The organism is Mycobacterium sp. E2989, from assembly GCF_001667595.1.
Taxonomy (GTDB): Bacteria; Actinomycetota; Actinomycetes; order Mycobacteriales; family Mycobacteriaceae; genus Mycobacterium.
Genome location: NZ_LZJX01000053.1, coordinates 1 through 15,782 on the forward strand (window position 1 = coordinate 1; position 15,782 = coordinate 15,782).

The 15,782-nt window shown below is 69.7% G+C and carries 15 protein-coding genes and 1 pseudogene; 4 read left to right on the forward strand and 12 right to left on the reverse strand.

Annotated features, from left to right (window positions below; genetic code table 11):
- Positions 1-3,222: non-ribosomal peptide synthetase (locus A5680_RS25145; protein WP_156675060.1), on the forward strand; the 3,222-nt coding region annotated here is incomplete at its 5' end.
- Here A5680_RS25145 and A5680_RS10560 read toward each other — a convergent pair.
- From A5680_RS10560 to A5680_RS10600, 9 genes and pseudogenes are all read right to left on the reverse strand, one after another.
- Positions 3,138-4,244, reverse strand: a pseudogene (locus tag A5680_RS10560) (DUF6779 domain-containing protein); the annotation flags it as partial. The gene A5680_RS25145 and the pseudogene A5680_RS10560 sit on opposite strands and share 85 nt — an antisense overlap.
- 85 nt (positions 4,245-4,329) lie before the next feature.
- Positions 4,330-4,806, reverse strand: a complete 477-nt coding sequence (locus tag A5680_RS10565) for a DUF3180 domain-containing protein (protein WP_055399825.1) — start codon at positions 4,804-4,806, stop codon at positions 4,330-4,332.
- Positions 4,806-5,342 (reverse strand): 2-amino-4-hydroxy-6-hydroxymethyldihydropteridine diphosphokinase, encoded by a 537-nt coding sequence (folK, locus tag A5680_RS10570; protein WP_067818993.1) that lies wholly within the window; start codon positions 5,340-5,342, stop codon positions 4,806-4,808. The genes A5680_RS10565 and folK overlap by 1 nt, the downstream gene beginning before the upstream one ends.
- Complete coding sequence (gene folB / locus A5680_RS10575) at positions 5,339-5,740, reverse strand: dihydroneopterin aldolase (protein WP_067818996.1); 402 nt, start codon at positions 5,738-5,740, stop codon at positions 5,339-5,341. The genes folK and folB overlap by 4 nt, the downstream gene beginning before the upstream one ends.
- Complete coding sequence (gene folP, locus A5680_RS10580; RefSeq protein ID WP_055405389.1) at positions 5,733-6,557, reverse strand: dihydropteroate synthase; 825 nt, start codon at positions 6,555-6,557, stop codon at positions 5,733-5,735. The genes folB and folP overlap by 8 nt, the downstream gene beginning before the upstream one ends.
- A gap of 19 nt (positions 6,558-6,576) precedes the next feature.
- On the reverse strand, positions 6,577-7,191 hold the full coding sequence (folE, locus tag A5680_RS10585; protein WP_055405390.1) for a GTP cyclohydrolase I FolE: 615 nt from the start codon (positions 7,189-7,191) through the stop codon (positions 6,577-6,579).
- Between the two features lie 15 nt (positions 7,192-7,206).
- The gene (gene ftsH, locus A5680_RS10590) at positions 7,207-9,588 is read right to left on the reverse strand and encodes an ATP-dependent zinc metalloprotease FtsH (protein ID WP_055405391.1); all 2,382 of its coding nucleotides are present in this window, start codon (positions 9,586-9,588) and stop codon (positions 7,207-7,209) included.
- A gap of 3 nt (positions 9,589-9,591) precedes the next feature.
- Complete coding sequence (locus tag A5680_RS25665; RefSeq protein ID WP_156675061.1) at positions 9,592-10,128, reverse strand: hypothetical protein; 537 nt, start codon at positions 10,126-10,128, stop codon at positions 9,592-9,594.
- A gap of 44 nt (positions 10,129-10,172) precedes the next feature.
- Complete coding sequence (locus A5680_RS10600) at positions 10,173-10,589, reverse strand: VOC family protein (protein ID WP_067819046.1); 417 nt, start codon at positions 10,587-10,589, stop codon at positions 10,173-10,175.
- 129 nt (positions 10,590-10,718) lie between these two features.
- Between A5680_RS10600 and A5680_RS10605 the strand changes: the two genes are divergently transcribed.
- The 3 genes from A5680_RS10605 to A5680_RS10615 are packed head-to-tail and all read left to right on the forward strand — an operon-like array spanning position 10,719 to position 13,884.
- Positions 10,719-11,687 carry an alpha/beta fold hydrolase gene (locus tag A5680_RS10605; protein ID WP_067819002.1) on the forward strand — a complete coding sequence of 323 codons (969 nt, stop codon included), beginning with the start codon at positions 10,719-10,721 and terminating at the stop codon, positions 11,685-11,687.
- Positions 11,684-12,871: an LLM class flavin-dependent oxidoreductase gene (locus tag A5680_RS10610; protein WP_067819004.1), complete on the forward strand. Its 1,188-nt coding sequence runs from the start codon at positions 11,684-11,686 to the stop codon at positions 12,869-12,871. The genes A5680_RS10605 and A5680_RS10610 overlap by 4 nt, the downstream gene beginning before the upstream one ends.
- On the forward strand, positions 12,871-13,884 hold the full coding sequence (locus tag A5680_RS10615) for a zinc-binding dehydrogenase (RefSeq protein ID WP_067819007.1): 1,014 nt from the start codon (positions 12,871-12,873) through the stop codon (positions 13,882-13,884). Before A5680_RS10610 ends, A5680_RS10615 begins: the two co-directional genes overlap by 1 nt.
- Positions 13,885-13,887: 3 nt before the next feature.
- Here the strand turns inward: A5680_RS10615 and A5680_RS10620 are convergent, their stop codons facing one another.
- The 3 genes from A5680_RS10620 to A5680_RS10630 form a co-directional block, all read right to left on the reverse strand.
- Positions 13,888-14,172: a WXG100 family type VII secretion target gene (locus tag A5680_RS10620; protein WP_055405394.1), complete on the reverse strand. Its 285-nt coding sequence runs from the start codon at positions 14,170-14,172 to the stop codon at positions 13,888-13,890.
- Positions 14,173-14,201: 29 nt separating this feature from the next.
- Complete coding sequence (locus A5680_RS10625; RefSeq protein WP_067819011.1) at positions 14,202-14,498, reverse strand: WXG100 family type VII secretion target; 297 nt, start codon at positions 14,496-14,498, stop codon at positions 14,202-14,204.
- A 74-nt stretch (positions 14,499-14,572) separates the two neighbouring features.
- On the reverse strand, positions 14,573-15,682 hold the full coding sequence (locus tag A5680_RS10630) for a PPE family protein (RefSeq protein ID WP_067819014.1): 1,110 nt from the start codon (positions 15,680-15,682) through the stop codon (positions 14,573-14,575).
- Positions 15,683-15,782: the final 100 nt, after the last annotated feature.

The window sequence follows — 15,782 nt, forward strand, 5'->3', positions numbered from 1 at the left end:
CAGGCGGTGGTTGAGCGCTCGGTGCCGGGGTTGTTCGCCGCGCAGGTGGCCCGCGCCCCGCAGGGGGTGGCGCTGGGTTGCGGGGGCCGGTCGTGGACCTACGAGCAGCTCGACGAGGCGTCAAACCGGTTGGCGCACTTTTTGATCGATCACGGCGCCGGGCCGGGCCAGTGTGTGGCGCTGCTGGTGCCGCGTTCGGGCGAGGCGATCATCGCGATCCTGGCGGTGCTCAAGACCGGGGCGGCCTACCTGCCCATCGACCCCGCCCTGCCCGACGAACGGATCGGGTTCGTGCTGGGCGACGCCGCACCGATCGTGGTGCTGACCACCGCCGGGCTGGCCCAGCGGGCCCAGCGCCACGGCAGGCCGGTGCTAGATGTCGCCGACCCCGCCATCGACACCCGCCCGGCCACCGCGCTGCCCGATCCCGGGCCCGAGCAGGTGGCCCACATTATTTACACCTCGGGCACCACCGGGGTGCCCAAGGGGGTGGCGGTCACCCACCACAACATCACCCGCCTGTTCGACACCCTGGATGTGGGCATCGACCTGGGCCGCGAACAGGTGTGGACCCAATGCCACTCCTATGCGTTCGACTTCTCGGTGTGGGAGATCTGGGGTGCCCTGCTGCACGGGGGCCGGCTGGTGGTGGTGCCCGACGACATCACCCGCTCCCCCGAGGAGCTGCACACCCTGCTGCGCACCGAACACATCAGCGTGTTCAGCCACACCCCCTCGGCGCTGGCCGCCCTGTCCCCACACGACCTGCCACCGATGACCTTGATGGCCGCGGGGGAGGCGTGCCCGCCGGAGGTGATCGAGCGGTGGGCGCCCGGGCGGGTGATGCTCAACGGGTACGGGCCCACCGAAACCACCGTGTATGCCACCATCAGCGCCCCCCTGACCCCCGGGGTCACCAGCGTCCCGATCGGGGCGCCGGTGCCGGGGGCGGCGTTGTTCGTGCTCGATGCCTGGTTGCGTCCGGTCCCGCCCGGGACCATCGGTGAGCTCTATGTCGCCGGGCGCGGCGTCGGGGTGGGGTATTGGCACCGCCCCGGGTTGACCGCGGCCCGGTTTGTGGCCTGCCCGTTCGGGGGACCGGGGGCGCGGATGTATCGCAGTGGGGATCTGGTGCGCTGGCGCCCCGACGGCCAACTGGACTACCTCGGACGGGCGGATCAGCAGGTCAAGATCCGCGGCTATCGCATCGAACTCGGCGAAATCCAGGCCGCCCTTGCCAGCCTGGACGGGGTGGAGCAGGCCGCGGTCATCGTGCGCGAAGACCGCCCCGGCGACAAACGCCTCACCGGCTACCTGGTCGGCAGCGCCACCCCCACCACCGCGCGGGCCGCCCTGGCCGACCGGCTCCCGCCCTACATGGTGCCCGCGGCCATCGTTGTGCTGGAAGCGTTGCCGAGGACGGTGAACGGCAAACTCGACACCCGCGCCCTGCCCGCACCCGACTATGTCGACGTTGATCACTACCGCGCCCCCACCACCGCCATCGAAGAAATCCTCGCCGGCATTTATGCCGAGGTGCTCGGGGTGGAGCGGGTCGGGGTCGATGACTCGTTCTTCGACTTGGGCGGGGACAGCATCTTGTCGATGCAGGTGGTGTCCCGGGCCCGGGAGGCGGGGCTGACCTGCCGGCCCCGGGATATCTTCGTCGAGCAGACCGTGGCCCGACTGGCCGGCATTCCCGGCATCACCGAGGGCCACACCCGGGTTGTCGATGAGGGCATCGGGGCGATCACCCCCACCCCGATCATGGGGTGGCTGTTCGACATGGACGGCCCCATCGACCAGTTCAACCAAACCCTGGTCCTGCAAGCCCCGGCCGGGGCCACCCCCACCGACGTCGTGACCATCTTGCAGGCCCTGCTCGACCACCACCCCATGCTGAGGCTGCGCGCCGACACGGAGCGGTCGCTGTCCGTACCCGAACCCGGCGCCGTCACCGCCGATGAGTGCCTGCACGCCGCCGAGGCGTTGACCGATGCGGCGCTCGCCCAGGCGCGCTCCTTCTTAGACCCCGCGGCCGGAAAGATGCTCAGCGCGTTATGGATCACCGGCACGGGGCAGTTGGTGTTGATCGTGCATCACCTGGCCGTCGACGCGGTGTCGTGGCGGATCCTGGTGGAGGACTTCAACATCGCCTGGGCCCAGCACCACAGCGGCCAATCGATCACCCTGCCCACCGGTGGCACCTCATTCCAGCGCTGGGCCGCGCTTCTCGAAGAACACGCCCGGACGCCCGAGGTCATACAGCAGGCCGACACGTGGCGGCAACTGGCGGCTCCGGCCGCCCTGCCACCTCCGCAAGCCGGGGATACCTATACCGCCGCTGGACATTTGACGACCGCGCTGGACGCCGACATGACGCGGCGTCTGCTTACCGAGGTGCCCGCGGCGTTTCACACCGGGGTGCAGGAGGTCTTGCTGATCGCCTACGCGCTGGCCTGGGCCGAATTGCTCGGCACCGGCGAAGCGATCGGCATCGACGTCGAGGGGCATGGCCGCCACGACGAACTGTCCCGCGACGTGGACCTGTCCCGCACGGTGGGCTGGTTCACCACCAAATACCCGGTCGCGCTGTCGGTGGCCGGGCCGGGCTGGTCGCGCGTCGCCGCCGGCGATCCCGCGCTGGGCCCAATCATCAAGGCCGCCAAGGAACAACTACGCGCCCTGCCCCACCCGCTGACCTACGGACTGCTGCGCTACCTCACCAACGAGCTGACCACACCCGACCCGACCATCGGCTTCAACTACCTCGGACGCCTCAACGCCACGGTGCCCGAGGCTTCACATGATCTCTGGCTGATCAGTGAGGACGGTTTGTCGGCCACGGCTGCGGCCGCGACCGCGCCGATGCCGTTGTCGCACAGCGTCGAGCTGAACGCCGCCACCATCGACGCCGACACGGGTTCGCGCCTCAACGCCACCTGGACCTGGGCGCCCTCAGCGCTGGACCGCGCGCAGATCGGCCGGCTCAGCCAACTCTTCTTCGACGCGCTGGGCGGGATCTGCGCCCACGTCCAACACGGCGGCGGCGGCCTGACCCCCTCCGACATCGCCCCCGCCCGGCTCACTCAGGACCAAATCGACCAACTACAACAGCAATACGACGTCGCCGCGGCCGGGGCGGGCGGCGGCGCGTACGGCGGCTCACTCGGGGGCCCACCCGGGCGCTCGCTGGGCGGCGCGAAGTCGCGGACGCCGTAGTCGCCGTACTCCGCGGAGTGGCGCGACCGCGCCCGACGGCCGGCCTCGGCGGCCGGGCCGGCCCACGTCTCGTCGGGTTCGGAGTGCCGGGCGCGCCGCCGCCGGCCCGGCGTCTCGTCGGCGGGGGCGCCGGTCTGGTCGGAGCCGGCCCAATGGCTGCCCGGCGTTCCGGGCGGCAACCACAATCCGGACGCACCCACCGGCTGCCAACCCTGACCTTGCGGCTGGGGCTCGGGCTCGGGTTGCGGCGGGGGCGGCGGGGGTTCGAATCGCGGTTCCGGTTGCGGCGGGACGGTGACGTAGGACGGCTCCGGCTGGGCCGGCGCGGCCGGCTCCGGCGGCGGTTCGTACTGGTAGGGGGCCCGTTCGCGGTGCGGCTGGGGCTGGCGCGGCGGCAGCAGCGGTTCCTCGGGCACGTCGATGATCGCCGTCTCGTCGGCGCGACTCTCCTGGGGGACGGAGGCCACCCGGTCGCTGGCCACCCAGTCGTAGGGCGCGTCGCGGGGGGTCTCGCCGTTGCGGTCCCACTCGCTGTACGCGCGCTCGCGCGGCGCCTCGGCCTCGGGCGTCTCCAGCGCCGGGCGCTGGGCGAGGTCGGTGTCGAACAGGATCTCCAGGCTGGTGCGCAACGCGCTCAACTCCGCGCGCAGCTCGGCGAGGTCGTCTGCGGCCTGCGCGCGCAGCTCGGAGGCCAGCTCGCGGCGCAGCTGGGACTCCACGGTCAGCTCGTACTCGCGGCGGGCCGAGATTTCCCGATCCAGCTGCAGGTCGTACACCAGCTTCAGGTCGCGGACGCGGGACTGATCCGCGTCGCTCTGGCGGCGGTACAGCACCGAGACGAAGGCACCGGCGACTGCGGCCCACAGCGCCAGGATTACAGCGAGCTTGAGAAGTTCCACCCGATTGGTGAAAACCAATGCGGAACTGGCCCCCATCGCGAGGACCAGCAACGCGGTCAAGAGCACCCACCCCGGCCTGCGGCCGCCGCGCCGAACCCGGGCGCCGCGGGACAGAACGGTCATGGCCTGACTGTACCTGCGCGAGGTCAATCCGCGTGTCGCCCTCCTCCGGCGATTCTCGGGCGGCTTGGGGGCGGGCGTGAGCGGACTAGTTTTCCGCCCCTTCGCCGTGCTCGGTCTGATCCGGCGGCGACTTGCAGCAATGCTGCAGCCATAGCGCGGCGGCGACTAGTGCCAGCGCGCTGACGGCCGCGACCACGGTCCCGGTGGTGTCCTCGGCGGCCGCCCGCAGCCAGGACCGCCGCGGCAGGAAGTACACCAGCACGCCCACCCACCAGCCCAGCATCAACGCGCCCACCCAGGCCGACGCCTTGGCGACCACGAGGCTGCGGGCCACGGCGAGCGGGTGCAGCCAGCCGGGGCCGACGCCGATCTCGCCGTCGCCGATCTTGGCCCGCACGTAGCGGGCCCACAGCGCTTCGCCGACGGCCACCGCCAGCAGCGACAGGCCGGTCCACACCGTGATGGGCGGGAACCAGCGGTACAGGGCCGTCACGAGCAGGTACCCCACCACCGCGGCGCCGACCACCGCGACCGTCAGGTCACGTTTCCTGGTTGGGCCCATCAGGTTTCCGGTTTCCGATCGGCCGCCCGCTGGAGCGTCAGGCTGGTCAACCGGACACTGTCCCGGTCGGCCGGCTCCAGCTCGGCCAGCAGGCTCGCCACGGGCCGCGGGCCGTCGGCGAGCGTCAGTTGGGCATCCGGGTCGACGGCAAGCCACGGGATCATGACGAAGGCCCGCAAATGGGCCAGCGGGTGCGGCAGTGTGAGGTTGTTCTCGCGGGAGATCACTTCCGTCTCGCCGTAGCAGGCGATCAGGTCGACGTCGAGGGTGCGCGGACCCCAGCGCTCGCCGCGCACCCGCCCGGCCGCGCGCTCGAACTCCTGGGCCCGGCGCAGCCAGCACTGGCCGTCGCAGTCCGGGTCGTTGGCGATCAGCACCGCGTTGAGAAACGGCGCCTGGTCGACCCGGCCCCACGGGTCGGTCTCGTACACGGGGGACACCGCGAGCACCGTCTCGCCCAGCCCGTCGACGACCGACTGCAGCCGCGCCAGGCGGTCGCCCAGGTTGGAGCCGACGGACAGCACCACCCAGGTCATAGGCGCCGCTCCGCCGGGATCACCGAACCGCGGCCGCCACGCCGAGACCGGCGCACCACGACCGCGACGTCGTCGAACTGCTGGGGGATGGGGGCCCGCGGCTTGTGCACCACCACCTCGACGGCATGCACCCGCCCGTCTGCCATCACCCGGTCGGCGATCTCGCCCCCGACGGCTTCGATCAGGTTGCGCGGCGGACCGGCCACCACCTCGGCCGCGAGCTGGGCCAGGGCCGCGTAGTCGTACGTGTCGGCCAGCTCGTCGCTGGCGGCCGCCGCGGCGAGCTCGATCCACACGGTGATGTCGACGACGAAGTCCTGCCCGTCGGCGCGCTCGTGATCGAAGACTCCGTGCCGCCCACGAATCGTCAACCCCCGCAATTCGATTCGATCAGCCATCGTCTCCGGCCCGCCATGTTTCGGTGTGCGCCCAGGCCCCCACCACCTTGAGGGCGTCGGCGGTGGCCCGCACGTCGTGCACGCGAACGCCCCACGCCCCGTACAGCGCCGCCAGCGCGGAGATCACCGCGGTGGCGGTCTCGCGGCCGGCGGGCGGTCGCGGCGAGCCGTCCGGCCCGGCCAACAACGTACCGAGGAACCGCTTCCGCGATGCGCCCAGGAGCACCGGGATTCCGGTGGCGACCAACTGGGGCAGCGCGCGGAGCAGCGCCCAATTGTGTTGAGCCGTCTTGGCGAACCCGAGGCCCGGGTCGATCACCAGCTTCGCGGGGTCGACGCCCGCGGCCACCGCCGCGTCGACGCTGGCGAGCAGCTCGGCCCGCACTTCGCCCACCACGTCGTCGTAATGGGTGTCCGCATGCGGGCGGTCGGCGGCCACCGACCGCCAGTGCATCAGCACCCAGGACACGCCGGCGTCGGCGACCAGCGGCGCCATCGCGGGATCGGCGCGTCCCCCCGACACGTCGTTGACGATGCGCGCGCCGTGCTGCAGCGCGGCCCGCGCGACGTCGGCGTGCATGGTGTCGATGCTTACCGTAATCCCCTCTGCCACAAGCTCTTTGACGACGGGGATCACCCGGGACGTCTCGACCTGGGAGTCGATCCGGGTGGCGCCGGGCCTGGTCGACTCCCCACCGACATCGACGATGTCCGCGCCGTCGGCCGCCAGCGCCAGACCGTGCGCCACCGCGTTAGAAGTATCGAGATAGCGGCCACCATCGGAGAACGAGTCGTCAGTGACGTTCAGGACTCCCATAACCTGCACAGGCGCCGGCTCACTTACGCAGGATGAGGTCGAGCGCTTCCGCTCGAGACGCCGCGTTGCTCTTGAACTGTCCGCGCACCGCCGACGTGGTGGTGACCGCGCCGGGCTTGCGTACGCCGCGCATGGCCATGCACAGGTGCTCGGCCTCGATCACGACGATCACGCCCCGCGGATTGAGTTTCTTCATCAGCGCGTCGGCGATCTGGCTGGTGAGCCGTTCCTGCACCTGCGGCCGCTTGGCGTAGAGGTCGACCAGTCGCGCGATTTTCGACAGCCCGGTGACCCGGCCGTCGGAGCCGGGGATGTAGCCGACGTGGGCCACCCCGTGGAACGACACCAGGTGGTGTTCACACGTGGAATACAGCGGGATCTCCTTGACCAGCACCAGTTCGTCGTGTTCTTCGTCGAACATGGTGTTGAGCACGCTGTCGGGATCGGTGTAGAGCCCGGCGAACATCTCGCGGTAGGCGCGGGCGACGCGGGCCGGCGTCTCCCGCAGGCCGTGCCGGTCGGGGTCCTCCCCGATGGCGTACAGCAACTCCCGGACCGCGGCCTCGGCGCGCTCCTGGTCGAACACCCGGATAGGGGGATCGGCGGTGTCCGGCCCCAAATCCGTCAAGGCCATCGAATCCTCCGTTCGTCAGCCGTGGGCCGGTGGGTTGGACCGGCTCACGTCGTCGTCCTGCTGGTCGGGAGACTTCCCGCCGGCCGGGTTGGGCAGGCTCGGCGGCGGGTAGGGCGGATACGGCGGGTAGGGGGGCTGCGCCTGACCCTGCGGGTGGCCGGGCTGGCCTTGATAACCCGGGTGGTGCCCCGCCGGCTGCGGAAAGTAAGGCTGCTGTGGGGCCTGCGGCGGCGGATACCAGTAATTCGGCTGCTGGTCCGGCGGCGGCCACCCCGGTGCGTGCCAGCCCGCCGGCGCGCCGTAGTCCGGCTGGGTGGGAGCATGCGGCGCGCCCGGGCGGTGGCCGGCCCCTTGCGAGCCCTGAGAACCGTTGCCGCCGTTGTTGTTTCGCTCGGCCTCCGCTCGCGCGGCCGCGGCCTCGCTGGCGCGCGCGATGGCGGCCTTGAACGCCGGCTCGGGGACCGGCGGCGGCCACGGCTCGCCACGCTCCATCGCCAGCTCGCCGGGTGTCTTGATCGGCGGCTTGTCGGACGGGATGCGGCCACCGAAGTCGTCGAACATGGTGAGCCGGGGCCGCTTTTCGACGTCGGCGAAGATGCCCTCCAGTTCGGCCCGGTGCAGGGTTTCCTTTTCCAGCAGCTGTCCGGCCAACGTGTCGAGCACGTCCCGGTATTCGGTGAGGATCTCCCACGCCTCGGTGTGGGCCGCCTCGATCAGCTTGCGGATTTCGTCGTCGATGTCGCGGGCGACCTCGTGGGAGTAGTCGGCCTGGGTCCCCATGGTGCGGCCCAGGAACGGGTCGCCGTGTTCGGTGCCGTACTTGACCGCGCCCAGCTTGGAACTCATCCCGAATTCGGTGACCATCGCGCGGGCCACCTTGGTCGCCTGCTCGATGTCGGACACCGCGCCGGTCGTCGGCTCCCGGAAGACCAGTTCCTCGGCGGCGCGGCCGCCCATGGCGAACACCAGCTGCGCGACCATCTCCGAGCGGGTACGCAGGCCCTTGTCTTCCTCGGGCACCGCCACCGCGTGGCCCCCGGTGCGTCCCCGCGCCAGGATCGTCACCTTGTAGATCGGCTCGATGTCCGGCATCGCCCAGGCGGCCAGGGTGTGGCCGCCCTCGTGGTAGGCGGTGATCTTCTTTTCCTGCTCGCTGATGATCCGGCCCTTGCGGCGCGGCCCGCCGATCACCCGGTCCACCGCCTCCTCGAGCGCGGCGCCGGTGATGACGGTGCCGTTCTCCCGGGCGGTCAGCAGGGCCGCCTCGTTGATGACGTTGGCCAGGTCGGCGCCGGTCATGCCGACGGTGCGCTTGGCCAGCCCGTCGAGGTCGGCGTCCGGGGCGATGGGCTTGCCCTTGGAGTGCACCTGCAGCACCGCACGGCGGCCCGCCAGGTCGGGGTTGGACACCGGGATCTGCCGGTCGAAGCGGCCGGGCCGCAGCAGCGCGGGATCGAGGATGTCGGGCCGGTTGGTGGCCGCGATCAGGATGACCCCGGCGCGCGGGTCGAAGCCGTCCATTTCGACCAGCAACTGGTTCAGCGTTTGTTCGCGCTCGTCGTGGCCGCCGCCCAGGCCGGCGCCGCGCTGGCGACCGACGGCGTCGATCTCGTCGACGAAGATGATGCACGGGTTGTTCTGCTTGGCCTGCTCGAACAGGTCGCGCACCCGCGAGGCGCCGACGCCGACGAACATCTCGACGAAGTCCGAGCCGGAGATGGTGAAGAACGGCACGCCGGCTTCCCCGGCCACCGCGCGGGCCAGCAGCGTCTTACCGGTCCCGGGCGGGCCGTAGAGCAGCACGCCCTTGGGGATCTTGGCGCCCAGCGCCTGATAACGGCCGGGGTTCTGCAGGAAGTCCTTGATCTCGTAGAGCTCTTCGACCGCCTCGTCGACGCCCGCAACGTCGGCGAACGTGGTCTTGGGCATGTCCTTGTTCAGCAGTTTGGCCCGGGATTTGCCGAACCCGAAGCCCATTCGCGCGCCGCCCTGCATGCGGGAGAACATCACGAACAGACCCACCAGCAACAGCAGCGGCAGCACGTAGACCAGCAGCTCGCCCAGGATGCTGCCCTGGTTGACGACCGTGCTGACCTTCGCGTTCTTGGCGCTCAGCGCGTTGAACAGGTCGACCGCGTACCCGCTCGGGTATTTGGTGATGATCTTGTCGGAGTTGTCGGTGTCGTTGTTGCCCTTTTTCAGGGTCAACCGCAGCTGCTGCTCACGGTCGTCGATCTGCGCGTTCTTGACGTTGTCGCCGTTGATCTGCGCCACCGCCACCGACGTGTCGACGGGCTTGTAGCCGCGGGTGTCGTCGCTGAAATAGAAGAACGACCAACCGAGCAGCACCACGACCGCAATCGCCGTGATGGTGCGAATAACGTTTTTCCGGTTCATCAATCATCGGCCTTGCCGGCCAGGTCCTTCCCCGATATTCACGCAGCTAGAAAAGTCCAGGTTACCGCTCGTGGCGATCGCGAGCCCCGGCAGAGCCGGGGCGAAGCGGGTCGCCACCATCTGCACGGTGGCGATCGCGAGCCCCGGCAGAGCCGGGGCGAAGCGGGTCGCCACCATCTGCACGGTGGCGATCGCGAGCCCCGGCAGAGCCGGGGCGAAGCGGGTCGCCACCATCTGCACGGTGGCGATCGCGAGCCCCGGCAGAGCCGGGGCGAAGCGGGTCGCCACCATCTGCACGGTGGCGATCGCGAGCCCCGGCAGAGCCGGGGCGAAGCGGGTCGCCACCATCTGCACGGTGGCGATCGCGAGCCCCGGCAGAGCCGGGGCGAAGCGGGTCGCCACCATCTGCACGGTGGCGATCGCGAGCCCCGGCAGAGCCGGGGCGAAGCGGGTCGCCACCGCCTCTCGATACAACGACCGGGGGTTCCCTCCCGCCGGGCCGAGCGTCACGCCAGCGCGACGTTCGGCGGCGGCGGTCACGCCAGCGTGACGTTCGGCGGCCGGCGCGGCGGCCCGACGTCTCGTCATTCGTAGTACCGGGCCTCGATCACGTTGCCATCCGGATCGGCGAAGTAGACCGCCTGCGGCGCCCAACCGCGGGCCCCGAAATTGGGGCCGAGCCGCGCGCCGGTGTCCACGCCCTCCGCCTGCAGGCGTTGGTCCAGCGCGTCGTATTCGGACTTCGATAGCGCAAGGCAGACGTGGTTCACCGGGTGTCCGGCGCTGCCGTCGACCCGCGTCAGGGACTCGGTACCGGCGGCACCTGCAACCGGCATCAGGTCGATGATCGAGTCCTCGCACACCCGCACGCTCGGGAAGGGCGCGTCGCCGGCCTCGAACTCGGCGAACCGGACCGGAGCCAATCCGACCACCCGCGTATAGAAATCCATCGCGACGCGCGGATCCTTCGTCCACAGGACGACGTGGTCGAGCCGCTTCATCGGGTCCACCTGCTTCCAAGAAATGCGCGGGCTTTACGGCGATATCTACCAGCCGAGCAAAGTCGTTGGAATGCTATTCGCAATCAGCGCGAATACTTCTCAGCCCCGCAGGGGTTGTGCTTTGGTGGCATGGTGCTCAAATCAACCGAACGGTTAGTGGAGACCAACGGTGCGCGGCTGCGGGTGATCGAGGCCGGCGAACGCGGTGCACCCGTGGTGATTTTGGCCCACGGATTCCCCGAGCTGGCCTACTCGTGGCGCTACCAGATACCGGTGCTCGCCGAGGCCGGCTACCACGTGCTGGCCCCGGATCAACGCGGCTACGGCGGCTCGTCTTGTCCCGACCCCATCGAGGCTTACGACATTCACCACCTCACCGCCGACCTGGTCGGCCTGCTCGACGACGTCGGGGCCGAACGGGCCGTCTGGATTGGGCACGACTGGGGCGCCGCCGTCGTGTGGAACGCCCCGTTGCTGCACCCGGATCGGGTCGCGGCCGTCGCCGCGCTCAGCGTGCCGGTGACGCCGCGCCCGCACGTGGCGCCGACGAAGGCCTGGCGCAAGATGTTTGGCGAGAACTTCTTCTACATCCTGTACTTTCAGGAGCCCGGCGTGGCCGACGCCGAATTGAACGCCGATCCCGCCCGGGTGATGCGACGCATGATGGGCAGCCTGCGCGCCGACGGCAAGGATGCACTGGTGCGGATGGCCACCCCCGGCCCGGAAGGCTTCCTCGAGCGGCTGCCCGAACCCGACGGGCTGCCGGATTGGATAAGTCAGGACGAGCTCGACCACTACATCGCCGAATTCACCCGTACCGGGTTCACCGGCGGCCTGAACTGGTACCGCAATTTCGACCGCAACTGGGAGACCACTCCCGAGCTGGACGGTGTGAAGATCTCGGTCCCGTGTTTGTTCATCGGCGGGACGGCCGATCCCGTCCTGTCGTTCACTCGCGCCGACCGCGCCGCCGACGCGATCACCGGCCCCTACCGCCAGGTGATGATCGACGACGCGGGGCACTGGTTGCAGCAGGAAAGGCCGGACGAGGTGAACGCGGCCCTATTGGACTTCCTCAACGGATTGGAGTTGCGATGAGCGCCCCGCTGCGCTTCGGTGTCTTCATCACACCGTTTCACCCGATTGGCCAATCACCAACGGTCGCTTTGGAATACGACATGGACCGGGTGGTCGCGCTGGACCGGCTCGGGTTCGACGAGGCCTGGTTCGGCGAACACCACTCCGGCGGCTACGAGCTGATCGCCTGCCCCGAGGTGTTCATCGCCGCCGCGGCCGAGCGGACCAAACACATCCGACTGGGTACCGGGGTGGTCTCGCTGCCCTACCACCATCCGCTGATGGTGGCCGACCGCTGGGTGCTGCTCGATCACCTCACCCGCGGCCGGGTGATGTTCGGCACCGGCCCGGGCGCCTTGCCGTCGGATGCCTACATGATGGGCATCGACCCGGTCGATCAACGGCACATGATGCAGGAGTCGCTGGAAGCGATCCTCGCGCTGTTCCGTGCCGGACCCACCGAGCGAATCGACCGCCACACCGACTGGTTCACGCTGCGTGAGGCGCAGCTGCACATCCGGCCCTACACCTGGCCCTACCCCGAAATCTCCACGGCAGCAATGATTTCGCCTTCCGGTCCGCGGCTGGCGGGCGCGCTGGGCACGTCGCTGTTGTCGCTGTCGATGTCGGTGCCCGGCGGCTACGCCGCCCTCGAAACCACCTGGGACGTGGTGCGCGAGCAGGCCGACAAAGCCGGACGGGCCGAGCCGGATCGGGCCGACTGGCGCGTTCTGAGCATCATGCACATCGCGGACAGCCGGGAAAAGGCGATCGACGACTGCACCTACGGCCTGCAGGATTTCGCCAACTACTTCGGCGCGGCCGGGTTCGTCCCGCTGGCCAACACCGTCGACGGCGCCCAGACACCGCACGAGTTCGTCGAGGACTACGCGGCCAAGGGCAATTGCTGCATCGGAACCCCCGACGACGCGATCACCCACATCGAGGACTTGCTCGACCGCTCAGGCGGTTTCGGCACACTGCTGATGCTGGGCCACGACTGGGCCTCCCCCGAGGCGACGTATCACTGCTACGACCTGATGGCGCGCAAGGTGATCCCCCACTTCAAGGGACAACTCGAAGCGTCGCGTTCGTCCCACGACTGGGCCAAGGGCAACCGCGACCAGTTGATCGGCCGGGCGGGTGAGGCCGTGGTGAAGGCCATCACCGAGCACGTCGACGAACAGAAGGGGGTGAAAAGCTAGTGCGCGCCGCGGTATTGCGCGACGGCCGGATGGTCTACCGCGACGACGTAGCGGAGCCCGTGCCCGAGGCCGGTCAGGTGCTCGTCGGCGTGCGGGCCTGCGGCATCTGCGGCTCCGACCTACATTTCGCCGCGCACGGCGCACAGGTGCTGGAAATGACCGACCGGGTGGCCGGCGGCAAGGGCGGCATGCACGTCGACCTGAGCCACGACATCTTCATGGGCCACGAGTTCAGCGCCGAGGTGCTCGAGGCCGGGCCCGATACCGAAACCCACCCGCCGGGAACGCTGGTCACCTCCCTTCCGATACTGCTGTCCGCCAAGGGCATTGAGCCCATCGTCTACAGCAACAGCACCATCGGCGGCTACGCCGAACGCATGCTGCTCTCGGCGCCGCTGCTGCTGCCCGTCCCCAACGGCCTGGACTTCAAACATGCCGCCCTGACCGAACCCATGGCGGTCGGGCTGCACGCCGTCAACAAGTCGAACATCGCCCCCGGCGAGACCGCCCTGGTAATCGGATGCGGCCCGATCGGCATCGCCATCATCGCGGCGCTGCGGGCTCGTGGCGTCGAAAACATTGTGGGGTCTGACTTTTCGCCGAAGCGCCGGGAACTCGCCACCGCCATGGGCGCGCATCAGACGCTGGACGCGGCGCAGGGCTCGCCGTTCGACTCCGTCAAACCCGCCGTGGTGTTCGAGGCGGTCGGAGTGCCCGGGGTGATCGACGACGTCCTGCTTCGGGCGCGGTCCGGCACCCGCCTGGTGGTCGCGGGCGTGTGCATGCAGCCCGACACCGTGCATCCCTTCTTCGCGATCGCCAAAGAGATCAACGTCCAGTTCGTGCTCGCCTATACTCCGGAAGAATTCACCGATTCGCTTCGGGCCCTGGCCGACGGTGACATCGACGTGAGCCCGCTGATCACGGGGGAGGTCGGCCTGGACGGGGTCGGCGCCGCCTTTGACGACCTCGCCGACCCCGAGCGACACTGCAAGGTTTTGGTCACCCCTTAGCCGCTAAGCCCAACTCGATCCGACGGCGCTGTCGGTGCCCGCCATGTTGCTGCCGGCGGTTTGCACGTTCTGCCCGTGGGCGTTGGCCTGCTCGTAGATCACCTGGAAGTTGCGGCCCAACTGAATGATGAACTCCTGGCACGCCGCCGAACCGGCACCGCCCCAAAAGTCCCCGGCGGCAAGCACATCGCGGACGATGGCCTGGTGCTCGGCCTCCAAAGACGCGGCTTGCGCGCGGATCAAGGCACCGTGGGCGTCGACATCGCCGAACTGGTAGTTGATGGTCATCGTTGTACGTCTCCTGTTTGTAGGGTGGGCTAGCTGCCCAGGATCTGCTGCGAGGCCTGCTCTTGCTGCTCGTAGTTGTTCGCGTCGCGGACCAGTCCGTCGCGCACACCGTGGAGCATGTTGACGATGTTGCGGAAGGCCTGGTTGACCTGACCCATGGTGTCGTACGACGTCGCCTGCGCCTGACCGCTCCAGCCCGAACCCGCGATGTTCATCGAGGACGCCCACATCTTGCGAGCCTCGTCCTCAACGGTCTGGGCGTGCACCTCAAAGCGGCCCGCCATCGCCCGCATCTCGTGCGGGTCGGTCATGAATCGTGCTGTCATTGCTTGTCTCCTTCGAAAACGGTTGTCAGTTATGGATTTTGGTCAATGATGCGTCGAGTTTTTTCTCCCTTCCGTCATCCGACCAGCTGCGGCAATACGCTGACGCGAGCCGGCACCGCGGCGCCGAATCCGCGCATCTCCATGCCGCCAACCTGCCCCGCCGGGATGCCGCGCGGGGCCACCATCGGCGCGCCGGCACCGGCCAAGGGCGCGGCGGCGGGGGCAGCGGCCTCCGGGGCCGCCGCGGGCCAGCTCGCCGGCACCGACAAACGTCCGACAGGAGCCGCCTGGCCCATGGCCGCGGACGGCATCAGCCGCGCGGGCGCGAGCATTTCCGGCGCGGTCATCGCCGGCCGGAAGGGTGCGAGATGCTCCATCGCGGGCATCGCCGGCCGGACGACCGCCGGTGCGCGCACGGCGGTGCTGAGACCCGCGCCGGATGTCGTCATCCCGCTCAGTCCCGACGCCCCAGCCCCTCCCCCTTGTCCGAACGGCGTTCCGAGCAAGCTGGTGAAGCCGCTGATCGCCGACGGGAAGCCGCCGACCAACGACGACGCCGACGAATTGAGCGATGACGGCAGCCCCATGGCCGCCTGAGTGGCCGCGCCCTGCATGTTGGCTGCGCCCGCGGCGGCGGCTCCGGCCGCCGCTCCGGCGGGATTGGTGGTTGGCGGCGCGACCGCCATCGGCGCCAACATGGCCGCCGCCGCCGAGGACCCCGCGTAGGCGTACATGGCAACGGCGTCCTGTGCCCACATCTGGCCGTACTGCGCCTCGGTAGCCGCGATTGCCGCCGCGTTTTGGCCCAGGAAGTTGGTCGCCACCAGCATCATCAGCAAGCCGCGGTTCGCGGCAATCATCGGCGGCGGCACGGTGGCCGCAAACGCCGCCTCGTGCGCGGCCGCGGCCGCGGCGGCTTGCATCCCCGCCTGCTCGGCCTGTGCGGCGGTGGCGTGCATCCAGGCCACGTAGGGAGCGGCGGCGGCGGCCATCGCCGCCGACGACGGACCCTGCCAGCCGGCATCGGTCAGATCCACGATCGCGGTCCCGTACGCCGTCGCGGCCGAACGCAGCTCGGCCGCCAGACCCTCCCAGGCCATCGCCGCCGCGAGCAGGGACGCGGGCCCTGGCCCCGCGTACATCAGGCCGGAATTGACCTCCGGGGGCATTGCACCGAAATCCATCACAACATTCCTTTCTTGCTAACCCAGCGCCGGCAGTGGCTTCGGGCCGGCGAACGCTTTGACCACCGGCTCCGCGTGGACGATGTGCTCGGCCGGCAGG

Excerpts from the sequence above, each read along its gene's own strand:
- folP (WP_055405389.1), bottom strand. The coding sequence starts at position 6,557 with ATGGGAGTCCTGAACGTCACTGACGACTCGTTCTCCGATGGTGGCCGC.
- A5680_RS10565 (WP_055399825.1), bottom strand. The coding sequence starts at position 4,806 with ATGGGCCCAACCAGGAAACGTGACCTGACGGTCGCGGTGGTCGGCGCC.
- A5680_RS10630 (WP_067819014.1), bottom strand. The coding sequence starts at position 15,682 with ATGGATTTCGGTGCAATGCCCCCGGAGGTCAATTCCGGCCTGATGTAC.
- folE (WP_055405390.1), bottom strand. The coding sequence starts at position 7,191 with ATGGCCTTGACGGATTTGGGGCCGGACACCGCCGATCCCCCTATCCGG.
- folB (WP_067818996.1), bottom strand. The coding sequence starts at position 5,740 with ATGGCTGATCGAATCGAATTGCGGGGGTTGACGATTCGTGGGCGGCAC.
- A5680_RS10600 (WP_067819046.1), bottom strand. The coding sequence starts at position 10,589 with ATGAAGCGGCTCGACCACGTCGTCCTGTGGACGAAGGATCCGCGCGTC.
- ftsH (WP_055405391.1), bottom strand. The coding sequence starts at position 9,588 with ATGAACCGGAAAAACGTTATTCGCACCATCACGGCGATTGCGGTCGTG.
- A5680_RS10625 (WP_067819011.1), bottom strand. The coding sequence starts at position 14,498 with ATGACAGCACGATTCATGACCGACCCGCACGAGATGCGGGCGATGGCG.
- A5680_RS10610 (WP_067819004.1), top strand. The coding sequence starts at position 11,684 with ATGAGCGCCCCGCTGCGCTTCGGTGTCTTCATCACACCGTTTCACCCG.
- A5680_RS10620 (WP_055405394.1), bottom strand. The coding sequence starts at position 14,172 with ATGACCATCAACTACCAGTTCGGCGATGTCGACGCCCACGGTGCCTTG.
- A5680_RS10605 (WP_067819002.1), top strand. The coding sequence starts at position 10,719 with ATGGTGCTCAAATCAACCGAACGGTTAGTGGAGACCAACGGTGCGCGG.
- folK (WP_067818993.1), bottom strand. The coding sequence starts at position 5,342 with ATGACCTGGGTGGTGCTGTCCGTCGGCTCCAACCTGGGCGACCGCCTG.